Annotated in this window: 14 protein-coding genes; 6 read left to right on the top strand and 8 right to left on the bottom strand. The window is 44.8% G+C overall.

Going from position 1 to position 20,177, the window contains the following annotated elements; genetic code table 11:
- Entirely contained in the window at positions 1-3,153 is a 3,153-nt protein-coding gene (locus BTO10_RS04715; protein ID WP_105023739.1) for an efflux RND transporter permease subunit, read from the top strand.
- Between the two features lie 324 nt (positions 3,154-3,477).
- Positions 3,478-4,155 (top strand): MaoC family dehydratase, encoded by a 678-nt coding sequence (locus tag BTO10_RS04710; RefSeq protein ID WP_105023738.1) that lies wholly within the window; start codon positions 3,478-3,480, stop codon positions 4,153-4,155.
- 67 nt (positions 4,156-4,222) lie between these two features.
- Here the strand turns inward: BTO10_RS04710 and BTO10_RS04705 are convergent, their stop codons facing one another.
- On the bottom strand, positions 4,223-5,038 hold the full coding sequence (locus BTO10_RS04705; protein WP_105023737.1) for a phosphate ABC transporter substrate-binding protein: 816 nt from the start codon (positions 5,036-5,038) through the stop codon (positions 4,223-4,225).
- A 256-nt stretch (positions 5,039-5,294) separates the two neighbouring features.
- Here BTO10_RS04705 and BTO10_RS04700 point away from each other — a divergent pair, with 256 nt between their 5' ends.
- Positions 5,295-5,657, top strand: coding sequence for a DUF3024 domain-containing protein (locus tag BTO10_RS04700; RefSeq protein ID WP_004737818.1), 363 nt, complete (start codon positions 5,295-5,297; stop codon positions 5,655-5,657).
- A gap of 99 nt (positions 5,658-5,756) precedes the next feature.
- On the opposite strand, the gene BTO10_RS04695 is transcribed toward BTO10_RS04700, so the two are convergent.
- Together BTO10_RS04695 and rnb are read right to left on the bottom strand one after the other, a co-directional pair.
- The gene (locus tag BTO10_RS04695) at positions 5,757-6,587 is read right to left on the bottom strand and encodes a helix-turn-helix domain-containing protein (RefSeq protein WP_004737819.1); all 831 of its coding nucleotides are present in this window, start codon (positions 6,585-6,587) and stop codon (positions 5,757-5,759) included.
- 150 nt (positions 6,588-6,737) lie between these two features.
- Positions 6,738-8,744, bottom strand: a complete 2,007-nt coding sequence (gene rnb / locus BTO10_RS04690) for an exoribonuclease II (protein ID WP_105023736.1) — start codon at positions 8,742-8,744, stop codon at positions 6,738-6,740.
- Positions 8,745-9,052: 308 nt separating this feature from the next.
- Here rnb and BTO10_RS04685 point away from each other — a divergent pair, with 308 nt between their 5' ends.
- Positions 9,053-11,065 carry a DEAD/DEAH box helicase gene (locus BTO10_RS04685; RefSeq protein WP_105023735.1) on the top strand — a complete coding sequence of 671 codons (2,013 nt, stop codon included), beginning with the start codon at positions 9,053-9,055 and terminating at the stop codon, positions 11,063-11,065.
- Between the two features lie 652 nt (positions 11,066-11,717).
- A complete protein-coding gene (locus BTO10_RS04680) occupies positions 11,718-12,911 on the top strand; it encodes an acetate/propionate family kinase (protein ID WP_105023734.1) in 1,194 nt (397 codons plus the stop codon).
- Between the two features lie 110 nt (positions 12,912-13,021).
- Here the strand turns inward: BTO10_RS04680 and BTO10_RS04675 are convergent, their stop codons facing one another.
- A complete protein-coding gene (locus BTO10_RS04675; protein ID WP_105023733.1) occupies positions 13,022-13,861 on the bottom strand; it encodes a patatin-like phospholipase family protein in 840 nt (279 codons plus the stop codon).
- 87 nt (positions 13,862-13,948) lie between these two features.
- Positions 13,949-14,509, bottom strand: a complete 561-nt coding sequence (locus BTO10_RS04670; RefSeq protein WP_105023732.1) for a helix-turn-helix domain-containing protein — start codon at positions 14,507-14,509, stop codon at positions 13,949-13,951.
- A gap of 101 nt (positions 14,510-14,610) precedes the next feature.
- On the opposite strand from BTO10_RS04670, the gene BTO10_RS04665 reads away from it, so the two are divergent.
- Positions 14,611-15,804 carry a benzoate/H(+) symporter BenE family transporter gene (locus BTO10_RS04665; RefSeq protein ID WP_105023731.1) on the top strand — a complete coding sequence of 398 codons (1,194 nt, stop codon included), beginning with the start codon at positions 14,611-14,613 and terminating at the stop codon, positions 15,802-15,804.
- Positions 15,805-15,934: 130 nt separating this feature from the next.
- Here BTO10_RS04665 and BTO10_RS04660 read toward each other — a convergent pair whose 3' ends face one another.
- Genes BTO10_RS04660 through BTO10_RS04650 form a run of 3 tightly spaced genes read right to left on the bottom strand, consistent with a single transcriptional unit; the run spans position 15,935 to position 20,175 of the window.
- Positions 15,935-17,137, bottom strand: coding sequence for a type III PLP-dependent enzyme (locus BTO10_RS04660; RefSeq protein ID WP_105023730.1), 1,203 nt, complete (start codon positions 17,135-17,137; stop codon positions 15,935-15,937).
- Positions 17,130-18,995, bottom strand: a complete 1,866-nt coding sequence (locus BTO10_RS04655) for an IucA/IucC family protein (protein WP_181143957.1) — start codon at positions 18,993-18,995, stop codon at positions 17,130-17,132. Before BTO10_RS04655 ends, BTO10_RS04660 begins: the two co-directional genes overlap by 8 nt.
- Complete coding sequence (locus BTO10_RS04650) at positions 18,967-20,175, bottom strand: MFS transporter (RefSeq protein WP_105023729.1); 1,209 nt, start codon at positions 20,173-20,175, stop codon at positions 18,967-18,969. The genes BTO10_RS04655 and BTO10_RS04650 overlap by 29 nt, the downstream gene beginning before the upstream one ends.
- Positions 20,176-20,177: the final 2 nt, after the last annotated feature.

Raw genomic sequence — 20,177 nt, 5'->3', positions numbered from 1 at the left:
ATGTTAAGTCGTTTCTTTATTCAAAGGCCTAAGTTTGCCCTTGTTATATCCATAATATTAACGCTGGCAGGTGCGATCTCTCTCGCTATCTTGCCTGTAGCGGAATACCCAAAAATTAGCCCACCTTCGGTAAGTGTGTCTGCTTTCTACACAGGAGCAAGTGCAGAAGTGGTCGAACAGGCGATAGCCGACCCCATAGAAACGTCGGTGAACGGCGTTGAAGACATGATCTACATGTCTTCAAAAAGTGCTAACGATGGTTCATACAACCTTAACGTAACCTTTGATGTTGGTACTGACCCAGATATGGCTCAGGTCAACGTTCAAAACAGAGTTGCTCAAATAGAATCTAAGCTTCCGCAAGAAGTTCGAATGGTGGGTGTCACCGTTAAAAAGCGTTCGCCAGACCTTTTGATGGTATTGAACTTTTACTCGCCAAACGGTGAGTACGATGACCAATTCCTGATCAACTACGTTAACCTAAACATTAAAGACCAACTGGCTCGTGTGAAGGGCATCAGTGAAGTTAACGTGTTGGGTGGTGGTGAATACGCGATGCGTGTTTGGTTAGACCCTGAGAAAATGGCTAACCTCAATATCACCACATCTGACGTGAATCGTGCTTTGGCGGAACAGAACGTTCAGGTTGCTGCTGGTCGTATTGGTGCTGCACCTTATAACAACGCACAAGAAGTGCAATTCAACCTGGTAACAAAAGGCCGACTGGAAACAGCGGATGAATTTGAGAACGTTGTACTTCGCGCCACTCAAGATGGCTCAACGGTTTACTTAAAAGACATTGCACGTGTTGAGCTTGGTAAAAAGTTTTACGACGGCAATGGTAAATACCGTGGTCAAGACGCTTCAATCGTAACGCTGTCACTTCAGTCTGACGCTAATGCCCTGGAAAGTGGTAAAGCTGTGATGGCGATGCTAGAGAACCTAAGCAAGAACTTCCCAGAAGGTGTGGCTTATGAAGCGAGTTACGACACCACGGTCTTCGTTGCTGAGTCGATCAAAGGCGTAGTAAAAACCCTAATTGAAGCTATTTTGCTGGTAATTGCAGTAACCTACCTGTTCTTAGGTAGTGCGCGTGCAACCTTGATTCCTGTTGTTGCGATCCCTGTATCTTTGATTGGTACATTTGCCATCATGCAGATGACGGGCTTTACCATTAACACGGTAACTCTGTTTGGTTTGATATTGGCGATTGGTATCGTAGTTGATGATGCAATCTTGGTTATCGAGAACGTTGATACCACGATGGCTAAAGACCCAAGCATTTCTCCACGTAAAGCTACGCTGATCGCGATGAAAGAAGTAACGGGTCCGATCATCACCTCAACCTTGGTGCTACTTGCGGTATTCATCCCTGTTGCAATGCTTCCGGGTATTACTGGCATCATGTACCGTCAGTTCGCCCTGACTATCTGTATCGCGGTTGTTATCTCTTCAATTAACGCATTAACGCTATCACCTGCATTGTGTTCACTGGTTCTTAAGCAGGGTGGTGGTAATACGGCGCGTTGGTACCAAGCATTTAACCGTGGTCTAGAGTCTGTTACTAACAAATACGGTCAAGTGGCTGGCTTCTTAGTTAAGAAAGGCGTTCTGCTGTTCACTTTCTTCTTCGTGGCTTTGGCGGCTGTGACTTACTTTGCGAAGACAACGTCTACCGCGTTTGTACCTCAAGAAGATAAAGGTATTTTGCTGGTTAACGTTCAGCTTCCCGACGCGGCATCCTTGTCTCGTACAGAAGAGGTGACTAAACAGCTGCTTGAAATGGTTGAACAGGAGCCGGGTGTTGATGGTGTAACACTCGTAAACGGCTACGCATTCATGACTGGCGCTTCTGCGTCGAATGGTGCGTCAATGTTCATTAAGCTTCACGATTGGGACATGCGTAATGCACTGGATGGCCAACACTCTGCTCAGGCTATCTCGCAGCGTATTAATGGTCGTGCTGCAACTGAATTGCCTCAAGCTGTCGTGTTTGCGATGGGGCCGCCTGCGGTTCCGGGCATGGGTGCTGCATCTGGTTTCGAGTTTGTACTTGAAGATACGCTAGGCCGTAGCCGTACTGACCTTGCTATGGTGATGAATGACGTGATAGCTGAGGCAAGCAAACAGCCTGAAATTTCACATACATTCAGTACTTTCCGTGCCAACGTACCTCACTACTATGTGGACATTGACCGTGAGAAAGCACAACAGTTAGGTATTCCGTTGTCGGAAATCTTCCAAACGTTACAAGGCAACCTCGGTTCGTTGTACGTGAATGATTTCACCATGTTTGGTAAGAACTTCCGTGTAACCATGCAAGCAGACAGTGAACACCGTAGTAGCATGGATGACCTGCAACGATTCCACGTACGCTCTTCTGCTGGCGAGATGATCCCGTTAAGCACGCTTGTAACTTACGATCAGATTTTTGAACCAGATGTAGCATGGCGTTACAACATGTACCGTAGTGCGGTGATCCAAGGCCAACCAGCACCTGGTTACTCAAGTGGTGATGCTATTGCGGCAATGGAACGAGTGGCGGCAGAAGTTCTTCCACAAGGTTACCAGTACGAGTGGACTGGCATGGCTTACCAAGAGGTTCTAGCGGGTAATCAAGCTATCTTTGCCTTCGCGTTGGCACTGATCTTTATTTACTTGTTCATGGTGGCTCAGTATGAGAGCTGGACGATCCCGATTGCTATTATCTTGGTTGTTCCGGTCGCGACTTTGGGTTCCTTCTTGGCACTGAACCTTACGGGCACACCGCTAAACTTGTATGCGCAAATAGGTTTGGTTCTCTTGATAGCCTTGGCCGCGAAGAACGCAATCTTGATTGTGGAATTTGCGAAGGTCGAACGTGAAGAGAAAGATGCACCAATCGACGATGCTGCAGTGAAGGGGGGTACGCTACGTTTCCGAGCTGTAAACATGACGTCTTGGTCGTTTATTTTGGGTATCTTCCCACTAATCTTTGCAGCTGGTGCTGGTCACGTGAGTCAGAACTCTCTGGGTATTTCATTGATCGGTGGCCTGCTATGTGTGTTGTTGGCGGGTACTTTCTTAATCCCAGGCTTCTATGCATTTGTACAACGCAAGCGTGAAAAAGCACATGGCGGTAATACTAAATTAGTACCACTTGATGATGAGTAGAAGAAGTTACTTTTCAAAAAGCGGATTCTTCTTAAAGTAAATCCTTAATCCTTGTAAAAACTAAGGCTTAGCAGTGTGCTAAGCCTTTTTTATTACTCAGGTGTATAAAAACGCTTTTTATATAATCAAATTCTTATTATGTGATAGAGCTAACACTCTATTTTTGGTTTTCTAATAAAATGATGTTTTATTAATAAGTGTATGTTTATTAATGAAATATAGGTATTCGGCTAACGCTTGTATGCTCGAAACTATTTGCACAATAGTGTGAACTGTTTCAAAATTACGAAGCTATATTGAAATTTTCTTTGCATTGAGGTTCTTATGAAGGTCATTGATTTATTTAAACACCGAGGCGATAGCTTGTCTTCGCAGCACTCAGAGTTTATGCAATGGATGTCTCCAGCTCTTAAAGATTACTGGGGCGACTTTCTGAATCGTACGCAAAATAGTCATTTCTTTGCGTGGGTTCGTGATCACCACAAACCTGCGGTAAATGAAGATGTGCCAGTAGAGCAGCCAATCGTATTGAAGCCAGAAGCACAACTTGTGTTTGATGAGCTGAACGAGAAGATTGGTGAAGTTATTCATACTGGCGACTGGATCAATGTAAGCCAAGATCGTATCAACCAATTCGGTCTTGTGACTGAAGATATGCAGTGGATCCATACTGAGCCTGAGAAAGCAGAGACTGATTCTCCTTTCAAAACGACGATCGCGCATGGTTTCTTAACTTTGTCTTTGCTTCCTCGTTTGACTGACAGCGTTGATCCTGACAAGTCTCAATTCCCAACAGCTAAAATGGTTGTGAACATTGGTCTTAACCAAGTTCGTTTCCCATACCCTGTAAAATCGGGCAGCAACGTTCGTGCGAAAAGTACGTTAACGAAAGTAACACCAATTAAGAAAGGTCTAGAGATCGAACGTGAGATCCGCGTGGAAATCGAAGGTGTTCGTCGCCCTGGTGCGGTTATCGTTTCAGTGATTCAACTTCACTTCTAAGTGGCTTGTAAAGATTCAAAAAAGAGAGAGCGTGATGCTCTCTCTTTTTGTTTTCATAAGATAAAACTTACTTAATGCGAGTGTAGCCGTATTCCTCAATAAGGTCTTGGCCTTGTTTAGATTTCACAAACTTGATGAAATCTTTGCTCTCTTCAGAAACCGAATCGATCTTGTGCAGCAACAAGAATGGGCGAGCCAGCTCATAACTATGGTTAGCGATGTTTTTAGATGTCGGTTCTACACCTTCAAAAGTGATGGCCTTGATTGAACGATCAATTGAGCCAACAGAGATAAAACCAATAGCGTGCGGGTTGTGGTTCACGATGGTTTTAACCATGCTGTTGCTGTTAACCACCAAGTTATTTGGGTTAATGTCAGACACTAAACGGTCGTTAATGATCTTCGTTAAACCAAGCAAGCTTTCGAAGCTGTAGCGTGAACCTGAAGACGCCTCTCGAGTCACAACCGCGATAGGTTGATCGGCACCACCCACTTCTTTCCAGTTGGTGATTTTACCTTTGTAGATATCAAACAGTTGTTCGCGAGAAACGTTATTCACGCTATTTGAGCGGTTAGTTACAACAGCTAAACCGTCAAAAGCAATTGGGAATACTTTGAGTTTGTCGCTCTGTTCTTGATCAGTTAGGTAACGTGAACTCATACCGATATCAGCCACACCTTTATTAACCAAGGTAATACCCGCTGTCGAGCCGATGCCCTGAACCGCGATATAGTTCTCAGGGTGAGTCTTGTTGTACTCCTCTGCTAATACGTCCATCACTCGAGAAACAGAAGTGGAGCCCGAAATATTGGTTTCTTGCGCTAAAACAGCTTGAGAAGATAGGGCTAAGGATAAAAGAGAGGCAAGCGCGACTCGTAACATAAACAACTCCTAGTTAATAACATTTGTCGCATATCATAGGTGGGTTATATGACACTTTTGTGAAATTCCATATGCTTGCTTTATGGTGGAAAGGGCTAATGAATATTCGGTTTGAGAACCCTCACGTGAGTAAGATTGGTTTATGGGAGCGCGGTCGGGATTTTGTTTGGGAGGGTTCGCTAAAATCTCGGTTGAGTCCTAAGCTTTCAAAAGGGATTTCAACTTTGAGAATTTCTATGAAGTTACAAGGAGTGTTATGTCCGTCATTCATATAGAACTTAATCGTCTTCTCGTTGGGGCTGAAAAGCTCTGTACTTCCCGTAATAGCAGTTTACCTGTTGAGTTAGGCAAATCCTTATTTGAAGAGTGTGAGGGCGGTGTGATGTTCTCACAGGCGCATTATCTGCTCGACTCATCTCATAGTGATTACACAAACGACGTTGCCTGCGTGACTTTTGATGAGCCGTCAGCATGTTGGCTGATTACAGTTCCATTAGAAGAGGGTGCACAGTCAGATACTGTGGCTTGGGGACCTTACCCTTATCTTCCTAAATCGAAAGACCTTGAAGCAGTGTTGTCTGAAATTGAAAAAGATCCCAAATCATACTTCTGGTCATAGCCTCCAACCTTATGTCCTAGCTAGTGGTGATACAACGCCTAAAGCCACCGGCTTCGATGTGCCGAAACCAAATCTTTCGTCTCGATTAATTTAACTTCTTTAAACCTGAGGTTTTATGCTTTGCAATTGAGATTGTGCGATGAGTGATCGGAAATCTTTTGGTGTTTTTCCATGATACGTTTTAAAGGCGGTACTGAAATGCGCAGCGCTCTTAAAGCCAGACTCATAAGCGATTTGTGTAATGGATTTGGTCGACGTTCTCAGCTGCGTTGCGGCATGAGCAATACGCTTAATCTTCAATAAGTTGGAAAACGAAAGATCTTCAGCTGATAAACGACGTTTCAGTGTGGCTGGCGACATTCCCATATAGCTGGCGAGCGTGTCTAGAGAGATATTATTTTCAATATTCTGTTCAATGTAGTGAATAACTTTTTGCGTCACCGTTAACCTTGAAGCTCGTGCGATGATAACCAGCAGAGCAGGGTATTGTTCGACCATCAGTGAGAGCAAACCTAAGCCTAATTGAGTGAGTGCGTAGTCATTTTTAGTTGAAGAATGAGCTAAAGACATGATGAGCTCTTTCAGTTCGCAGATCTCAGTATCCGTTTGGTTGAATTTGATGTACTGGTTGGGGACTCGAGTGGATTCTAGGTCACTGAATTGGTTGATGAACTTTTGGAAAATATCTAAATCAAAATCTAAGCAGGTTGCGCTGAATTCGCCGTTTTCTGTATCTACTGTGATGTCTTTGATTTGGCCTGAGTTATAAAGTGTGAAGTCGCCTGCCTGCAATGAGGCTTCGGTGCCATCGGGGAGCACAAAAGAGATACTGCCTTTTGAAACGATGAAAATACCATTCTTAGAGGCGGGGTACCGTTCTCGTTTCCTGGGGATGAAGTTTCTGAATTGAGTAACTGTTATTGATGACATAATGTGCTTCTTTGGCGTTGTAAACGAGTTGCTTATTAATTTTAGTATTGTTTAAGCATGAGACATTTACAAAAAAGGCGCTAATAATTAGCGCCTTTAGAGGTGAACCTTTGAAGCATTTGACCTTGAAAGGCCTAGCCTTTGCAGCTACTAAGCTTCGGTTTCGTTTGTTGTTTCAGGCTCGCTAGGCAAGTCCGCAAATACTTGAGTAGGCTTTGCTACCAAATTACGGTTTTCCTGATTAACTTCAGAGAGAGCTACTTCTAAAACGTCTCCCAGTTTGTATACCATTTCTTTATCGATAGATACAGTACCCATATCACTGTTGCACTCGATTCTTTCTTTATTATCAAGAATGAGAGAACCAGGGATAAATGCAGCGGCACCATTCTCTAGCAAGCGAACACGCATACCTGCGCGGTTAATGTCGAAGATTTCTGCTTGGAAGCGTGTTTCTTCGGCTGGTGCGTTAGCTAACGTACGAGCATATAACCAATCACCAACATTACGCTCGGCCATACCGTGATGGCGGCGGTGTAGTGCAAGTTCATCACCGATAGTCTCATCTGGTGTTTGAATTGGTGCTTTGCCAAGGATATGTGCTTTCAGCATACGGTGGTTAATCATGTCACCGTATTTACGAATTGGAGACGTCCAAGTCGCGTAAATGTCTAGACCCATTGCGTAGTGTGGTGCAGGCTCGTTGCTAATTTCACTGTACGCTTGGAACTTACGAATACGGTTGTCGTAGTAATTGCTGTCAAGTGAACCTAACCAGCGACGCAATGCTGCAAAACCTTCAAGAGAAACGATCTGCTCTTCTGTGAACGGTGTTTCTGCTTGTGGATTAACCAGTTCAAGAACGTCTGCAACTTTCTCGGCTTTGAAACCGGAGTGGCAGTTAAACACACCTTGGTTGAAGCTTTCTTTTAACACTCGACCTGCACAGATGTTTGCGCTGATCATCGACTCTTCAACCAACTTGTTCGCACTACGACGCATGTCTGCGTGAATAGCAACAACATCGTTATCTTCGCTTAGTTCAAAGCGGTAGTCAGGTCGATCTGGGAATACTACTGCGTTTGCTGAGCGCCATGCTGAACGTGCTTGTGCAAATTCATGTAGGTCAGAAACAATCGCTGCGATTTCTTCAGATGGTTGCCATTTCTCTGATGCACCTGTTTCTAGCCAGTCTGATACGTTGTCGTATGCTAAACGAGCGTGGGATTTAATGTTCGCCGCGAAGAACTTAATGTCATCGCCAATAACGCCATCTTTAGATACGGTTACTGTGCAGCATAAGGCAGGGCGAACTTCATTCTCGATAAGCGAACATAAGTTGTCTGCAAGGTCACGAGGTAACATTGGGATGTTACGACCAGGTAGGTAGATAGTGAAGCCACGCTCGCGAGCTACTTTGTCCATCGCATTATCTGGAGAGATGTATGCTGTTGGATCAGCGATCGCGATAGTCAGTTCAAAATCACCGTTCTCTTTCTTTTTCGCGTATAGCGCATCGTCCATATCTTTTGTGCTTTCGCCATCGATAGTCACAAAAGGAACATGGGTCATGTCTACACGTTCAAGATCAGCATCATCATTGATCTGCCAGTTGTCGATACCCTCTGGCTCACTGTTTGGAAGGTCATTTTGTGCGAGAGTTACCCACCAAGGTGCTATTTTGTCGTCAGCGTCAGTGATCTTTTCTGAGATTTGCGCAAGGAAGCCGTTATCACCTTTTAGCGGGTGCTGAATGATATGTGCCACAACCCAGTCGCCTTCTTTTAGCGTCTCAGGGTTTAAACCTTTCTGAGCTTTGGCTTTAAGTTGCAGCTTTTTCAGTTGTGGGTGATCAGGAACAACGTTAAGTCGACCTTTGAACAGCGTTACTCGTGCGATGAATCGAGTAAGACCTTGTTCCACTAGCTCTTCTGGCTCAGCTACTTCACGTTCTTTTTCAGTACGGATGATAGCGACTACTTTGTCACCATGAATGCATTTCTTCATATACGGTGGCGGGATGAAGTAGCTAGTCTTGCTATCTACTTCTAGAAAACCAAATCCTTTTTCAGTGGCTTTGATTGTGCCTTCCTTTTTCGGCAGGGTTTCTTGGATTTGTTGCTTAAGCTGAGCGAGTAGAGGGTTATCTTGAAACATCTTACTTTTATCTTACGAGAACAATTGAGCACACTATAATCATTGCGAAGCATGATTACTACTTAAAGCCGAAAGGAGAGCAAATTAATTGCCATCTTATTTACTAGGTTCAATTCAATTGATGTAAACGGCTATGACGAGATATTCATCAAGTTTTGACGATATGATAGCCAGTATTGAAAGAAAACCGAAAAATATGTGATGTAATTCAATTTTTTCTGGCTTTTTTTATGCATTTAAGGAATAATCCGCCTCCCTTAGACGTCCCTAATGGCTTGAAGTGTTTTATTACTGCTTCGTAACTCTGAATGGAATCAGTATCTGATTGGATCAGTATTGGAAATGGTAGAGCTCCCGGGACCTTTTGTTTACTTATATATAGTGGGATCCCAATGTCCGAATCTGTAATTCAATTTAATGAATTAGCCCTAAACGAAAACATCCTTTCAGCTCTTGATAGCATGGGTTTCGTTTCTCCAACTCCAATCCAAGCAGCAGCTATTCCTCTTCTTCTTGAAGGCCGTGACGCACTAGGTAAAGCACAGACTGGTACTGGTAAAACAGCAGCATTCTCTCTGCCTTTACTAAACAAAATCAACCTAAACCAACACAAACCACAAGCAATCATCATGGCTCCTACTCGTGAGCTAGCGATCCAAGTTGCTGCGGAAATCAAAAACCTAGGCCGTGACATCAAAGGTCTTAAAGTTATTGAGATCTACGGTGGTGCTTCAATCGTTGACCAAATGCGCGCTCTAAGCCGCGGTGCTCACATTGTTGTTGGTACTCCAGGTCGTGTTAAAGACTTACTAACTCGTGACCGTCTGCACCTAGATGAAGCACACACATTTGTTCTTGATGAAGCAGATGAAATGCTAAAAATGGGCTTCGTAGATGACGTTACTTGGATCCTTGAGCAAGCTCCAGAATCTGCACAACGTGTACTTTTCTCTGCAACTATGCCTCCAATGGTTAAGACTATTGTTGACCGTTACCTACGTAACCCGGCTAAAGTTGACGTTGCTGGTACTAACCACACAGTTGATAAAGTAGCTCAGAACTTCTGGGTTGTTAAAGGCGTAGAAAAAGACGAAGCAATGTCTCGTCTACTAGAAACTGAAGAAACTGACGCGTCAATCGTATTCGTACGTACTCGCCAAGATACAGAGCGTCTAGCTGATTGGCTATCTGCACGTGGCTTTAAAGCTGCTGCACTGCACGGTGATATTCCTCAGTCTCTACGTGAGCGCACTGTTGATCACATCAAACAAGGTGTTATCGATATTCTAGTTGCAACAGACGTTGTAGCTCGTGGTCTTGATGTTCCACGTATCACTCACGTATTCAACTACGACATCCCATTCGATGTTGAATCTTACATCCACCGTATTGGTCGTACTGGCCGTGCTGGACGTAAAGGTAAAGCGATCCTTTTAGTTCGCACAAACCAAATTCGTATGCTTCGTACAATCGAGCGCGTAACTAAGTCTACAATGGAAGAAATCCAACTTCCTCTACGTGACCAAGTTGCTGCTGCACGTGTTGCTAAGCTTGGCGCTGAGCTTGAAACTGAGAAAGAAAGCAAAGCTCTAGAAAACTTCGCAGGTCTCATTACTACTCTGCAAGAGTCTCTAGACGTTGATGCTGCTACTCTAGCAGCGATGCTTCTTAAGCGTCAGCAAGGCAAGAGCCCACTGTTCTACATTGGTGAAGACCCAATGATCGCAGCGATTGAGCGCGACAAGAACCGTCGTAGAGAGCGTCGTGAAAACCGTGACAACGGTGGCCGTGATTTCAGCAATCAAGATTGGGATACTTACCAACTACAAGTTGGCCGTGAGCAAGGTGTTCAGGTTAAAGATATCGTTGGCGCACTAGCAAACGAACTTGGCCTAACTAAAGGTTCTATCGGTGCTATCAAACTTGACCAAGGTTCAACTTACGTTCAACTGCCAAAAGCAATGAACTCTGAAACTGCTGGTAAACTAAGCAAGCTACGCATCCGTCAAAAAGAAGCTGGCGCTGTTGTTGTAGACTTCAACGATTTCCGTGAACCACGTCGTGGTAACGGTGGCCGTGGCGGTCGTGATGGTGGTCGTGGTGGTTACCGCGGAAACCGTGATGGTAATCGTGAAGGCGGTCGCGGTGGATACCGTGGTAACCGCGATGGCAACCGTGACGGCAACCGTGACGGCAACCGTGACGGCGAGCGTCGTTTCGACCGTAACCGCGGTGGCGATCACCGTGGCAACTACCGTGGCGAACGTGGCCATGGCAACGGCGGTAACCGTGGTCGTCGTCCAGAGCGCAACGAAGGCTAATCAACCTTTTAGCTTAGACGCTCTAGTCTAGACACTGAATTTAAAAGCCGAGCATTATGCTCGGCTTTTTTGTGCCTGCTTGTTTATTTTTCCGACCACACTGCTCGTAACCAAAGTGCCTTACTTTACGCCAAGATTGATATTACCTCTGTGACCCAGTTAGAAGTGATTGATCTCAGTTCTGTATGAAGGGAGCAAACACCTTATTTCGTTCCGTTAACGTAGCTGTATAGCATTGCAAGGCTATACTTAATTTACGTGCTACAGGTTGGGGTAGTGGTAATAAAAGCCTGTTAAATTGCTATGTAGTCTGCTTACGCGGGGCTCAGTTTTTAGAGAATGGAGAGTGTTGGACGGGGCGCGAACAGTTGCTTTGATTCATGATGTTGACCGCCTACCGGATCACTCAAATCAAGTTAAAAATATTTTAAGCAGTCGTTTGCGTTGTCAGTTTGTTCATTTTTAGATTCAACTATTTTTTAATTTTGCTCTCGAAATAAATAAAATAATGACTAAGATCAACTTAATTGTGTTCATTTGGTGATTTTTTCAAAACAAAAGTTGAAAGATTCAAAAATTATTGAATAATGGGCTTAACTAAAATTGAAGTAAACACTTCATCTAATTCGTACTGAAACAGGATCCATATCCAATGTCTAATTCGTTTGTTCTGGTTATTAACTCGGGTAGTTCATCCCTTAAATTTGCTGTCATTGATTCTGTTTCTGGTGAAGCAGTATTGAGTGGCTTAGGGGAGTGTTTTGGTCTTGAAGATGCTCGTATGAGCTGGAAATACCAAGGCGAGAAAACTGAAATTGCTATTCAGGGTGAAGGTAGCCACCACAAGATTGCTATTGGCAAATTGGTAGGCCTGATGGAAGACCTTGGTTTCACGGCAGATATCGTTGCTATCGGTCACCGTATCGTTCACGGTGGTGAGAAGTTCACTCAAAGTGTTCGCATTACTGAAGAAGTAACGAACGAGATTGAAAGCCTATCTGATCTTGCTCCGCTTCATAACCCAGCAGGTGCTATCGGCATCCGCGCCGCGATTGAAGCTTTCCCTTCTCTGCCTCAGTTCGCTGTATTTGATACGGCTTTCCACCAAACAATGCCACAACGCGCATTTACTGGTGCAATTGCTAAAGAGCTATACACAGACTTCGGTGTACGTCGTTACGGTTTCCACGGTACTAGCCACTACTTCGTAAGCCGTGAAGCTGCGAAGATGCTAAACAAGCCTGTTGAAGAATCTAGCTTTATCTCTGTTCACCTAGGTAACGGCGCATCGGTATGTGCTATCAAAGATGGTAACAGTGTTGATACATCAATGGGCTTCACACCACTTTCTGGCCTTATGATGGGTACACGTTGTGGTGACTTAGACCCAGGTATCATCGAATACCTTCTTAAGAAAGGTTGGTCACAAGAGCAAGTCTTCAACTCTCTTAACAAGGAGTCTGGTTTCCTAGGCGTGTCTGGTCTAACGAGCGATGCTCGTGGCATTTTAGAAGCTATGGAAGAGGGTCATGAAGGCGCTAAGCTGGCTTTCGAAGTATTCACATACCGCGTAGCTAAATACGTTGCTTCTTACCTTGCAACACTAGACTCTCTAGACGGCATCATCTTTACAGGTGGTATCGGCGAGAACTCTCTACCAATCCGTCGTGAGATCCTGAAAAACCTTAAGATCCTAGGTTTTGTTGAAGATGTTGCTGGCAACGAATCTGCTCGCTTTGGTGCTGACGGCATCATCGCTAAGTCTGAGATGCTAGACGCAATAGCGATGGTTATCCCAACCAACGAAGAGTTCGTGATTGCTCAGCAGTCGGTAGAACTTCTGTAATTTAGCTTAAAATTAAATACTGAAAAGCGAGCCCAAGTGGCTCGCTTTTTTTGTTTTGCAGCTAGAGAGCAGGGGGATTAAAGCAGGCTACTTAGCATTCAGTAACTGCTTTACGTTTGTGCAACGAATCGCTCTGCTGCCTTTAGCCCCATTTGGTAACCGGCGTCAAGCTTGTCTTTATCTGTGGTTAACCGTCCCACAGCAAAATTATCGTCTGGCACGATAACCTTAATGGTGCAATCATGAGGTGGGTTCTCAATAAACTCTAAGGTTTGATTGTATTGCTCTGCACGCGTGATCATGGCCTCAGCCAGTTGAGGTGTATCTTTCATTAGGCGACGTAAGAGCCAAGGTGCTTTCGGTGGACGCTTTTTGTAACCCTGTTTTTGCGAGAGGATCACGGTGATCTGTTTCGCACCCTGTTTATAAGCCTCAACCACGGGAATGGAATCGACCACTCCACCGTCTATCATCTTTCGACCATTTACTCTCAGAGGCGTGCGGTAGGCCATAGGGACAGAGCAGGAAGCTTTAAGGAGTTCTTCTAGGTTACTCTTTTCACCCTGCGTGTAGAGCGGTTCACCAGTTTCAACATCCGTGGTCACAACTTGAAAGGGGAGCGGTTGTTTATCGAAGGCTTCCATATCGTATGGATAATGTTGTGCGATATGATCCCAAAGCCAGTCGAGGTCAAGCAAGTGTCCACCTTTGGCAAACTTCTTGAAGTTAATAAACTCAGGTTGGCATGAGTAGTCGGAAATAATGGTATAGGTTCGGCCGCGTTGGTTAGACAACCAAGAGGCTAAGTTGGTTGAGCCCGCAGAGACGCCGATGCAGAAATCGAACGGGTTGTATTGGTGGTCTATAAAGCCGTCTAACACCCCAGCGGCAAAGATGCCACGCATTGCACCTCCTTCCACAACTAGGGCATGTTTTGATTCTGATGTCATTTGATTATGGGCTCCCTAATTCTAATAGATGCATATCCTTTCACTGTTTTTAATACTAGATAAATGGTCGTATGTGTAGATTGACCTCTATTTTTCAGGGTAGTGGATGACGTTATGGAACACTGCATTGTCTTCACCGAGGTTCTTATATCCGTGCTTTTGGTTAGCGTTAAAGCGAACGGCTTGACCAGCTTGTAATGTTTGCCATTCACCATCAAATAGTACAGCCATCTCTCCTGAAATACATAATATGTGCTCGGTAACGCCAGTGTTATGCGGCTTGGATTCATGCTGATAGCCCGGGGCGAGGGTTAGCTCGAAGATCTCAAACCCAAGTGCTTCCTCAAAAGGAAATAATAAACTGACGAAAAAGCCAACGTTATACTCCTCACGTCTTAGCTCGTTTGCATCTCTAAACAAACTCGTAAGTTCATTGCTCGAACTTTCTGCGATGAAACTGGAAAATGACACTTCAAACCCGGATGCGATCTGCCAGAGCTTAGCGACGGTAGGACTGGATTCTCCACGTTCAATTTGACCTAACATAGCTTTACTTACGCCTGTTGCTTTTGCTGCTTTATCTAGGCTCCAGCCTTTTTCTTGGCGTAGGCGTTTTAAGTTAGTACCGACTTTAATTTCTGTTTGCATACTTTTTCTACAAGATTTTATCTATAAACAGCTTGTGCGTTATAGCGCACAAGTGCTAGGTTTAGCTATGGACGTTATAACGCACATAGGAATAAAATAACATGACTAAGCTAAAATTTTCCCACGTCAGTACGGGATTTATTGCTGTATTTATTGGGTATGCGAGCGCCGCAGCGATCATTTACCAAGCTGCTATGAGTGCCGGAGCAACTCAAGAGCAGGTCGCGTCATGGTTCTGGGCGTTGGGAATTGGCATGGGGGCAACCACGATATTGCTTTCTTTCTGCTACAAGAAACCGGTTGTGACGGCTTGGTCGACGCCGGGCGCTGCACTGTTGATTACTTCGCTTGAAGGTCTGACGATGAATCAGTCGGTTGCTGTATTCCTGTTTAGTTCGCTGTTGATCACGCTAGTCGGTATGGCCGGAATATTTGAAAGGGTACTGAAACAGATTCCAACATCGATTGCCTCGGCCATGCTGGCGGGGATTTTATTGCAGTTCGGTTTGGGCTTGTTTACGTCGTTAATGGAAGAAGTACAGATAGTGGTGGTCATGCTTGCTGTGTTTGTTTTGGCGAAGTCGAGGTTAGGAAATTTACTCATCCCAAGCATTTTCGCCATTGCTTTGGTGATGTGTATTGGTCTTGGCAAGCTCGATGTCAGTCAGGTCACGCTAGGTTTAACGGCACCGGTATTCATAATGCCTGATTTCGAATTCTTTTCTCTTATCAGCGTAGGTATTCCGCTGTTCATCGTAACGATGGCTTCGCAGAACTTACCGGGGTTTGCCGTGCTAAAAGCAAATGGGTACCAAGTGGATTCATCCAAGATCATCACTACCACAGGTGTGACAGGGTTACTATTAGCGCCACTCGGAGGCTTTGCGTATAACCTTGCCGCAATCACCGGAGCGATCTGTATGGGTCCTAATGCCGATGACGACCCGAAAACACGTTATATGGCAGGGATTTCGATGGGCGTGTTCTATTTATTGGCTGGCGTGATGGGGATGTCATTTGTGTCGCTGTTTAGTGCGGTTCCTCCAGCGGTAGTTATCGCTGTTGCGGGGTTAGCAGTGATGCCTACATTAATGAATTGCTTAGCTGTCTCGATGGCTGACAGCCACTACAGAGAGCCAGCGCTGTTTACGTTCTTATTTACAGCTTCTGGTACGAATTTATTGGGTATCGGAAGTGCGTTCTGGGGGCTTTGTATTGGATTACTTTGTTGCTGGTTACACAATTACAAAGTCAGAACGAATGGGGATAATAGAGCTTCACAAGCTCAGTCATAGTGATGCTTGATGAAAGGCGCTAGTGAGCGATGGTTTACTAGCGCCTTTTTGTTTACGAGGTATTACCTAGATGACAGCTCGTTTATGGATGACATTAAGTTCCAAAGCTTTATCTTGGTTTTCTCGAAGCTCAAAAGTAGTGAAATATAGGCGGCTCATGCATTAAAAAGTTCTGGTGAGAAATATTCCATGCATATGCTCCTGCTAAGGTGAACACAAGATAGTCACCGATGTCGATGTACTCAATGCTTTGGTTTCGAGCGAGTACGTCTTTTGGTGTGCATAACTGACCAACTAAATTGGCAGTAGTGTGGTGGATTGGATTCGAAATGGTCGAGTGCTGATGATTGTACACGACAGCAAAAGGGTGATCATGGCTTTGTGCTGCTGGTGTACGGAAATGATGCGTGCCGCCACGAGCAATAACAAAGTTTTCGCCAAGGTTCTGTTTGATGTCTAACACTTCCATCACATAGTAGCCGCAAGGAGCTGAGATATAGCGTCCACACTCAAAGCGCAGTTTCCAATCTTGCATATGTTCTTCAGCGATCAAGAATTCTAATTTGTCGCAAAATTCTATCCACGGGAAATGTTGACTAGGATCTTGGTAATTGATCCCCATACCACCACCGAGGTTAATAATGAGATCTTCAAGCGAGTATTGTTCTTTCCAATGTTTAACCACTTGGAAATAACGTTGAACGAGTGCTAAGTGACGACCAACATCGAGTTGATGAGACATCAGGTGAAAGTGGAAGCCTTTCAGCTCTATCAATGGGAAATCACGTAAATACATGATGGCGTTATCCAGCTCTGCTTCATCGAAACCAAATGGAGTCGGTTTTCCACCCATGGCTAGCTTGCTGAGTGTGATGTCGCCAATATCGATATTCATGCGCAGAAAGATGGAAGCGGGTCTATTCAACTTTTGTGTTAAAGCTCCGATGCGCTGAAGTTCCGTAATACTTTCTACATGGATGGCATCCAGATCAAGTTGTATTGCTTGTTCTAATTCGCTTGGCATTTTCCCTGGGCCACCAAAGATCAGTGGTTTATTTAGCAGTTGCTGCTGCAGGTGGCTAAGTTCACCGCCAGATGCCGCTTCAAACCCATCAACGTAAGGCGCCAAGGTTCTCAAGATAGGCGCAGAAGGGTTGGCCTTTGCGGCATAAAACAACTCTACGTTTTTGGGCAATACATGACGCATCTGCTTTATGTGCTGTTCAAGCGTATTAAGGTCATACAGGTAAGCACATAACGGCTGATCCTGCTGGTTCGCGAGTTGTTTTATTTCTTGCTCGATGTGAGAAGGAAGCAGAGTTGGCTTAGTCATGATTTTCTCCTGTGTTTTGAGTCGCCCACGGTGTCGCAATTAGCGTGTAACTCGACTCTTTGTCGGCATTTTGCATCAAGCGAGTGGTGAAGTTGTTCTTACTTGGGAAGAAGCCGCCATCAAGTAACGCAACTAACTCTGGTTGCTTACCATTGATTGACTGCCAACGAACAATGGATTCTTTCAATAATTCCCACAACGTCTGTTCAAGTTTGGCGTCTCCCTCAGCAATAAAGAATATGGCTTCACTTATGTTGTTAATAAAGGTGCAGTAACCAATGCGATTCCAGCCTTGTTCTCGGCTGTAGTAAACCGATTGTCGGGCTCGTTCTGAAAGCTGTTGTAATGTCTCTGAAGGCCAGAATTCAGGTAACAATTTTGTGCCTTCTAAATCACGAATCCACACGCAACAAGGCATGCCTTTTTCGAAACCAATCAGCGTGTTTTGTAAGTGAGGTTCAAATGCGACCCCATGTTTGAAGTAATAGTTAAACACGCCTGGAATCAAGCAATGCAAGTAGCGCTCAAACCACAAGGTAGCGACACTCTCATACTGGCTTTGTGTCGCTTTCGCTTTTTGTTTTAGCTGGGTCGCTATGCAGCTGTTTCCTTCACGATCATAAGCAAACAGCGAACCTGCCAACGTCGGTTGTAGAACGTCGGTTTCACTAAGTGTGAAGTTCTCGCGATACAAAATGCCAAATGATTCACGCGCTTTTATGATGTCGTCAGTCTCTTGCCCTGCGATAGATTCTAGATTCAGTGTTGTTGCGTATGGCTCACTCATCACCTTGAATATAGGGTTACGCAGCTGCTCGCTCTCTTTTATCGAACGTAGAATAGAAGTTAACTGAACAGCACTGTCGAGTTCATACCATGCGTTTTTTCGAACACAGTTAGTCAAACGTACATTGATGGAAAACTTAGCAAACCATTCCATGTCTGGGTGATAGAGAGTACGCACGGATGAAGTGGGTAACAGTTTGTCTCCACCTAGGCCTAATGGTGTAATTTTTCCTTGTTCAATCGCACGTTGAACTGCTGGATTTTGTAGAAGTGTGTAGCTTTCCCATGGGTGGCACGGATAAAGTAATTTTGATTCTGAATCACTTTCTTTTGGGGCCAATTGTTCGAGCATCGCTTCAGGTGATGTACGCGTATCTGAGCGCAATATATCCAGTAAAGCTGCCTCCACCTCAAACCAATACAGAGGCACCTTCGCGCCAACTTCCGGAGAGCAAGCCAGTAAGTCATCCATACTTACACCAGAACGACTTTTTGGTGTTGGATGAAAAGTATGTCCCCAGAGGAGTGACTGTTCTGACGCGATAAAGGCATTATGCTGCTGGAGTGTACTGTCGGCGTTTAGGAATTGCTCGGTGACCAGCAAGCTGTTCTGCATTTGTTCTATCAACTCATGGTTGAAAGGAATCATTAATGCTTGTTTAAGGTAATTGAGTAACAGTGTTAGGGTTTGAGTTGCGTCTAATTTAGACCAGCCAGTACCAGCCATTTTCGACCAAGGTGTATCTAAAAGTTTTACTTTTCCTAGCTTACTGACGTACTCAACAGGCAGGACTAGCACGTCACTTTCTTGAGCCTGATTTTGCTGTGGGAGATGTATTGCCACACGTTGTTTGGCCGTAAAGTTTCTTTTTAACGTCTGCGGAAGTGATGCTGAGTTGAAGCACCAATCAACTTGTTTGTTCGGTATCGCGTATTCACGCAGGTAGCAATTCACTACGCCCATGATGGTGTTTAATTGGGCTTTTTCTTGATTGAGCCGAACCTGACTGTGATTTATTTGTGTCTTGTTTTCAGCTCGGTTCTCAGTTGGATATGAATGAGTGTTTAACATGTCGATGTCCAAATTTTGAAAGCATGATCATTGCGATAGCAGTACTAAAGCTGATCAAAGTAGAAAGTAAGAAAGGAACCTCAAGCCACCCTAAGCTTGATATAAAAGACGCGCTTAATCCTGCTGCAACGCCACCCCATTTAGACATGGCATCAAATCGCGAAAATATCTTGCCACTTTGTTGTCGGTCGATTTGGTTGGCTAAGGCTTGATGCAGCCCTTGGTAGCAACAGACCATCCCAAGCCCAAAAACAACTCGTGCGATGATCAGCGCTGTTTGGTCCGGTATCAGGTGCATCGCTGTGCTTACTGAGAGCAAGCCAAAACCAAGGTACAAGGTATTTTGCGGATGACGGCGGTTGAGCCTCTCTGAAAACAGATGAACTTTTCCGGCAAAGAGTAAGTAAACACCATGTGGAAGGGCGTATAAAAAGCCTATCCACGCTTGGTTTGTCACACCGTATTGCTGCACAAAAGGTGAGAAATAGGGGAAGGTGACGACCATCGAAAAAGCAAAGCAGAACTGTACACCGAACACCCAGTAGAGATGGCGTAACGGCTTGTGTGTTGCTTGTTCTCTTTGACTTGTTGCTTGTTTTTTTGCTTCTTTCTCTGCATCCAATTTCTCTAAGTTATCAGCAGGGAGCGTTAGCGTGATTGCCAATGCTAATAAAGGCAAGGCAGACAACCACAGATACGCATTGAGCGGACTCGTGTCTGACAATGTCCAACCTAGGCCGATGGGTGCGACAATCAATGCCAAACGAGCAGAAAGCTGGGTCTTATTCAGTGAAGTTCCGAGGGTCTTTGCATCTTTAATTTGACTTGATAGGTAGCTATTCGAGGCGGCCATGGTGCCACCAAAGGTTCCTTGAACAATAAGACCAAACACAAAAATCGTTAGGCTATCTGCCAAACCACACAGAGCGAACCCGGCAGCAAGCCCTAGCTGTGCTCGTAATAGAGAGCGACGTCTGCCAAATTTATCAGCAAACTGCCCCCAAAATCGTGCAGCTAACGCAGTACAAAAGGTTGGCAAAACAAATAAAATGCCAGCCCAATCTGAATCGATATGTGCGCCAAGTGTCGGTAACACCATAGGTAAAAACAGAGGCATACCTAAGGCTGCAAATGCCGCGATGAAGTGGCAGAGCAGCACACAATAAATGAGTTTGGTCATGG

Source organism: Vibrio chagasii, assembly GCF_002954585.1.
Classification (GTDB): Bacteria; Pseudomonadota; Gammaproteobacteria; order Enterobacterales; family Vibrionaceae; genus Vibrio; species Vibrio chagasii_A.
The sequence above is the reverse complement of the archived record's forward strand: the minus strand, read 5'-3'. Positions and strand labels throughout refer to the sequence as shown.